This window comes from Thermoflexus sp. (genome assembly GCF_040289485.1).
GTDB lineage: Bacteria > Chloroflexota > Anaerolineae > Thermoflexales > Thermoflexaceae > Thermoflexus.
In genome coordinates this window covers 2,480-8,006 of record NZ_PSLG01000083.1, presented here as the reverse complement: position 1 = coordinate 8,006, position 5,527 = coordinate 2,480, and the positions used below count along the sequence as shown (strand labels likewise).

Sequence of the window (5,527 nt, the reverse complement as noted above, 5' to 3'; positions counted from 1 at the left end):
CCGCGGGATGGGGATCCGGTTCCCAGCGGCGTGGACGCCCCACGAGCGGGCGGCTTACCTAGGGACGCTGGTCCCGGAACTGGCCGATGTTCTGGGGCGGATCGCCGATCGCTACGCGGCAGTCCGCTTCGGCGGGCGGCCGCCGCCGCCCGTTCAGGCCCCGCGGGGATGGCGGTGGCTTTTGTTCTCCCGGGGGATGGCCCGGCAGCTCCGCCGCGCCCTCGCCCGATGGGACCACCGGCTCGGTGGGCGGTGGCGGGCCCCACGGCCGGCCCCAGGGCCCTGACGCTGACCATGGGGGAGAGCCCGATAGAATAGAAATGATGGGAAAGGAAGAGAGCGCCTGCGCGGCGCTGGAGGCCCTTCAGGAGCGGCTGAGGGGGATCCTGGCGCGGGTCGGGAGCGCGGGGGAAGCCGCCCTCGAGGCCCAGGTCCGGGAGGCTCTGACCCTGGTGGCGGCTTGCCGGTCCGAGGCCGAACGCGGGCGGATCCTGCTGGAGCGCTTCCTGGACCCGGCGGTCCTCGCCCATCTGCTGGCTGCGGACCCGCCGATGGTCTCGGGGGCCCGTCGAGAGGTGACGGTGCTGTTCGCCGACCTGCAGGGCTATTCGGACCTATGCGAACGGGTGCCGCTGGAGGAACTGACCTCGGTGCTGGGACGGTATCTGGCCGTGGCCCTGGAGGCCATTCGAGGGGAGGGCGGGGTGGTGGACCGATGGATGGGGGATGCGGTTCTGGGGTGGTTTAATGCGCCGCGGGATCTGCCGGACCACCCGTATCGGGCGTTGCGGGCGGCGTGGTGGATGCAGCAGGCAGTGGGGGCGCTGCACCCGACGTTGCCGCCTGAAGGCCGCCGGCGCTTTCGCATCGGCCTCCACACCGGGGAGGTGTGGGTGGGGCCCCTCGGGACCCCCGATTACTGGACCTACACGGTGGTGGGGAGCGTGGTCAATTACGCCCGGCGCCTGCAGGAGGCCGCGCCGCCGGGTCAGATCATGCTCAGCCGCGCCGTCTTCGAGCGGCTGCGGGATCGGATCGAGGCGCGGGCACTGCCGGTGTTTCCGGTTCGGAGAGGGGATCAGGTCGTCCCGGTCTATCGATTCCTCGGCTTTCGGGAGGGAGGGCCATGAAGATCCTGGCGGCGGCCAGCCTGGGGATCAGCCTGTTGCTGTTCGCTTACGCCCTCTACGTGCTGGTCCTGGCCGGCCTCAGTCTGTGGGGGCGGCGCCAGCCGGTCCCCCGGGTTTGGCCCAGAACGTGGCCGACGGTGACGGTGCAGTTGCCCATCTACAACGAGGGGAGCGTGGTGGAGCGGCTGCTGGAGGCGGTGGTCGCCATGGACTACCCGCGGGATCGGCTGGAGATCCAGGTTCTGGACGATTCCACGGACGAGACGGCGCAGATCGTGCGGCGTCGGGCGGCCTATTATCAGGCGCTGGGGCATCCCATCGAGGTGCTGCAGCGGCCGAACCGGGACGGCTACAAAGCGGGGGCGCTGGCCTACGGGCTGCGGCGGGCGCGGGGGGAGTTCATCGCCGTGTTCGACGCCGACTTCGTCCCGCCGCCGGATTTCCTGAAGGGGGCGGTGGCGGCCCTGCTGGCCGACCCGACCTTGGGGGCGGTGCAGGCCCGCTGGAGCCATCTGAACGATGCGCCCTCGCCCATCGTGCGGGCCCAGGTGCTGATGCTGGACGGCCATTTTATGGTCGAGCAACTGGCTCGCTCGGCGGCCGGGCTGCCGATGAACTTCAACGGCTCGGCGGGGGTGTGGCGCCGGGCGGCCATCGAGGCGGCGGGCGGGTGGGAGGCGGACACCTTGACCGAAGATCTGGATCTGAGTTACCGAGCGCAACTGGCCGGATGGCGGCTGGCCTTCCTGCCCGACCTGGCTGTCCCGGGGGAGGTCCCGCCCACCTTGCTGGCCTTCAAGCGACAACAGTTCCGCTGGGCGAAGGGCACCACCCAGACTTTCTGCAAGTTGATCCGGCGGATCTGGCGGAGCCGGTGGCCCTGGCCGAAGCGGCTGGCGGCCACCTTCCATCTGGGCGGGTATTTCACCAACCTGCTGGGGGTAGCGCTGCTGCTGCTCACCGGTCCGCTGCTGCAGCACCCGGTGGAGCGGCCGCGCTGGACGGTGATCCTGGGCCTGGGGTTGCTGGCGCTGCCGCTGATGTATGGCCTCAGCCAGCAGGCCTTGTATCCCGACTGGCCCCGGCGCTTGTGGGCCATCCCGGTGCTCTTTCTCATTGGGACCGGTCTGACCCTGAACAACACGCGGGCCATTGTGGAGGCGCTGTTGGGCTATGCCTCGGAGTTCCAGCGGACCCCGAAGGGGGAGCGGGCGCGGTGGCCGGAGCCGGGGGTCGATCCGATGGGGTGGATGGAGGCGGCCTTCGCCGTCTATGCCGCCTTCCTGGCCTGGCGGGCGTGGCGGCACGATCTGGAGGGCATGGGGGCCTTCCTGCTGTGCTATGCCCTAGGCTATGGGGTGGTGGCCTGGCACAGCCTGGTGCCGGCGCGGCCGGCCCCGGCGGCGGCCCCGGCCCCCCCGGCCCAGGTGTCCTCCCCGAAGGGATCCGACCCTCGGGGCCCGGCGGTCGGTTGAGGCGATCCCCATCGATCGAGAGAGGGAAGGGCGGTGCGCGTCTTCGTGGCGGGCGGCGCAGGATATATCGGGAGCGTGGTGGCGGAGTTCCTGCTGGCGGCCGGCCACGAGGTGGTGGTCTACGACAATTTAAGCCATGGGTTCCGGGCGGCGGTGCCGGAGGGGGCGATGTTCGTGGAGGGAGACATCGGGGATGGGGAGCGGGTGGTGGAGACGCTGCGGCGGTGGCCGTGTCGGGCGGCCATGCACTTCGCTGCCTTCATCGAGGCCGGCGAGTCCATGCGGGAGCCCATGCGGTATTTTGCCAACAACGTGGGGAAGACCATCGCCTTCCTGGAGGCGCTGAGAGCGGCGGGGGTGGACCGCGTGGTGTTCTCCTCGACGGCGGCGGTGTATGCGCCGCGCCCCGAGCCGCTGACGGAGGAGGCGCCGGTCGGGCCGGTCAACGTGTATGGGGAGACCAAGTGGATGGTGGAGCGGATCCTGGGGTGGCTGCATCGGACACAGGGGCTGCGGGTGGCGGTGTTGCGGTATTTCAACGCCGGGGGCGCGACGGCGGCGCGGGGAGAGGATCACCGGCCGGAGAGCCATCTGATCCCGAACATCCTGGCAGTGGCCATGGGGCGCCGCCCGTATGTAGAGATCTACGGGACGGACTATCCGACGCGGGATGGGACGTGCGTGCGGGATTACATCCACGTGGCGGATCTGGCGCGGGCGCACCTGTTGATGCTAGAGGCGCTGGAGGAGCGGCCGTGGCTGGTCTACAACGTGGGGACAGGGGTGGGCTACACGGTGCGGGAGGTGCTGGCGGTGTGCCGGGCGGTGACGGGACATCCGATCCCGGCGGTGGAGGGGCCGCGGCGGCCGGGGGACGCGCCGATCCTGGTGGCGTCGGCGGAGGCCCTGCGGCAGGACTGGGGGTGGGCGCCACAGCACGATTTGTGGGACATCGTGGCCAGCGCCTGGCGGTGGATGCAGGCGCATCCGTGGGGTTATGGGGTGGGCTGAGTCCCGGGCTCACGGGTCTTGTGTAGAGCCGCTACCATCCGCCTCGCCGCTGTTTCGACCGCATGGATCGCTGCGATGTTCGGGAGCGCGCCCAGGCTTCGCTGGACATGCTGAGCCAGAAGGCGGGGATGGTGCAGAGCGGCCCCCAGAGGAGGCGGCCCAGGCGCCCCGCCAGGGCCTGGGCATCGCTGGGGTCGCGCAGCCCGCGGAGGGGGAGGACCACGGCCGGTTCGGCGGCGAAATGGACCGAGGCCGCCACAACGCCAGGCGTGCGTTTCAGAGCGCGCTCCCCTTGGGCGAAGAGATCACCTGCGTTCTCATGGCGCAAAACGCTTCCGCGGACCCCCCATGGATGGGGGGGCGATCGGGGGTCCGCGGCGGCCTTCGAGAAGGGCCGGAAGGTAGGGAGGGTTTCGGGGGGCGAAGGGAACGGATGGGGATGACGGGGAGGGGGAAACCGATCGCTGGACGGGCGAAACCGACCGCTGGCGGCAAAGGCTTCCGCGGACCCCTGGGGGTCCGAAGGACCGTCTTCGGGACTGACGGGGGGACTTGACAAACGGCGTGGGATGGATTATCATAATCACGGGATTTACAACTCCAGCCTTCCGGAGGTAGGCCATGGGCATCTTGGCGTGGATCGTATTCGGCCTGATCGCTGGGGTCTTGGCAAAGCTCATCATGCCGGGCAAGCAAGGAGGGGGGATCATCCTAACCATCGTTCTTGGCATTGTGGGTGCCGTCGTAGGTGGCTTTATTGGCACCCTCCTGGGCTTCGGCGGCATTAGTGGCTTCGACCTCCGAAGCATGGTGCTCGCGGTTGTGGGTGCCCTGGTGGTGTTGGTCGTGTACGGATGGATGGTTCGCGGCCGCGCCTGAGCGGCATGCGGAAACCCCCAAGCGCTTTTCCCCCCGTCTGGGCGGCCGAGGTCGTCCCCAGAGGGCTCGCCGGGGAAAGCGCGGAGAAGGCGAAGAGGGGGCCTGGGGCTCGGAGCCTCAGGCCCCCCTCCTGTGCCCGGCCCGCCGCCACCGGAGACCATGCCGAACAAACAGGTGGCCACGGGCGATTATCCCCTGCCCCCAGGCCAACTCCGGCTTCTCAGGGAGCGCCCGAGCCAGGGCGCCGGTGAGGCATCCTCCAATCGTCTCATCCCCATCGGTCCGAGGACAGGGAGCGGCACCCCTCTGCCGGCATCTCCGGTCGCAACCGGTCCAGCCCCGTCCCCGAGGCCGACCTTCAGGCCCGCGCGGAGTCCCTCATCCCGCCCCATCTGGGGTCCGACGGAGAGGCCCGCGAACGCGCCGACGTCTACGCCGGCCTGGGTGGAGGCGATAGTGATCGCAGCAGTGGACGGCGCTACGATCGTTTCAATCGTTTCAATCCCACGCTGGTTCGATTGAGGTGCCGGGCGTGGGCCCATGGCCTTGGGCCCTGGGGATCCAGCGCCTGCGGCTCGACGCCCACGCCGTCCCGGGTGGGGTGCGTCCTGGACAGCGATGCGATCCATCCTACTTGGACATCTGCATCCCGCCGCCGCCGGACTTGGACTGTCGGGACATCCCGGATCGGCGGTTCCGGGTCCTGCCGCCTGACCTGCACCGGCTGGATGGGGACGGCGATGGGATCGGGTGCGAGCGGTAGCCTCCTGGGCGACGCCCGGAGCCTCAGACCTTCCGGGGGTCCCAGCCGATGGCTTCTGTCAGGCGGTCCCAGGCGTTCTTCTCGGCTTCCTCCGGGGTCCGTCCGCTGCCGGAGAAGTCTCCCCGATCCGTCTTGAGGGTGACGGTGTATTGGGTCAGATTCGAGGCAGGCTCTCCGGTGATGAGGTCGACAGGGGCAAAGATTAGATCTGCGATCGTATCCACCAGGGTGACACTGATCCCTGCTTCCCGCAAGCCTCCGGCCGCGCT

6 protein-coding genes and 1 pseudogene are annotated in these 5,527 nt (G+C 69.6%); 6 read left to right on the top strand and 1 reads right to left on the bottom strand.

Annotation, left to right across the window (positions count from 1 at the left end; all coding sequences use genetic code 11):
- From C4313_RS10545 to C4313_RS10520, 6 genes and pseudogenes are all read left to right on the top strand, one after another.
- The coding region (locus C4313_RS10545) for a DUF4129 domain-containing protein (protein ID WP_352429822.1) at window positions 1-286 on the top strand (286 nt) is incomplete at its 5' end.
- A 37-nt stretch (window positions 287-323) separates the two neighbouring features.
- Window positions 324-1,130, top strand: coding sequence for an adenylate/guanylate cyclase domain-containing protein (locus C4313_RS10540; RefSeq protein ID WP_352429821.1), 807 nt, complete (start codon window positions 324-326; stop codon window positions 1,128-1,130).
- On the top strand, window positions 1,127-2,605 hold the full coding sequence (locus tag C4313_RS10535) for a glycosyltransferase (RefSeq protein ID WP_352429820.1): 1,479 nt from the start codon (window positions 1,127-1,129) through the stop codon (window positions 2,603-2,605). The genes C4313_RS10540 and C4313_RS10535 overlap by 4 nt, the downstream gene beginning before the upstream one ends.
- 33 nt (window positions 2,606-2,638) lie before the next feature.
- Window positions 2,639-3,616 carry a UDP-glucose 4-epimerase GalE gene (gene galE, locus C4313_RS10530; protein ID WP_352429819.1) on the top strand — a complete coding sequence of 326 codons (978 nt, stop codon included), beginning with the start codon at window positions 2,639-2,641 and terminating at the stop codon, window positions 3,614-3,616.
- 621 nt (window positions 3,617-4,237) lie between these two features.
- On the top strand, window positions 4,238-4,495 hold the full coding sequence (locus C4313_RS10525) for a GlsB/YeaQ/YmgE family stress response membrane protein (protein ID WP_352429818.1): 258 nt from the start codon (window positions 4,238-4,240) through the stop codon (window positions 4,493-4,495).
- 613 nt (window positions 4,496-5,108) lie between these two features.
- Window positions 5,109-5,258: pseudogene (locus tag C4313_RS10520) on the top strand (excalibur calcium-binding domain-containing protein); the annotation flags it as partial.
- Between the two features lie 23 nt (window positions 5,259-5,281).
- Here C4313_RS10520 and C4313_RS10515 read toward each other — a convergent pair.
- The coding region (locus tag C4313_RS10515) for a hypothetical protein (protein ID WP_352429817.1) at window positions 5,282-5,527 on the bottom strand (246 nt) is incomplete at its 5' end.

Excerpts from the sequence above, each read along its gene's own strand:
- C4313_RS10540 (WP_352429821.1), top strand. The coding sequence starts at position 324 with ATGGGAAAGGAAGAGAGCGCCTGCGCGGCGCTGGAGGCCCTTCAGGAG.
- C4313_RS10535 (WP_352429820.1), top strand. The coding sequence starts at position 1,127 with ATGAAGATCCTGGCGGCGGCCAGCCTGGGGATCAGCCTGTTGCTGTTC.
- C4313_RS10525 (WP_352429818.1), top strand. The coding sequence starts at position 4,238 with ATGGGCATCTTGGCGTGGATCGTATTCGGCCTGATCGCTGGGGTCTTG.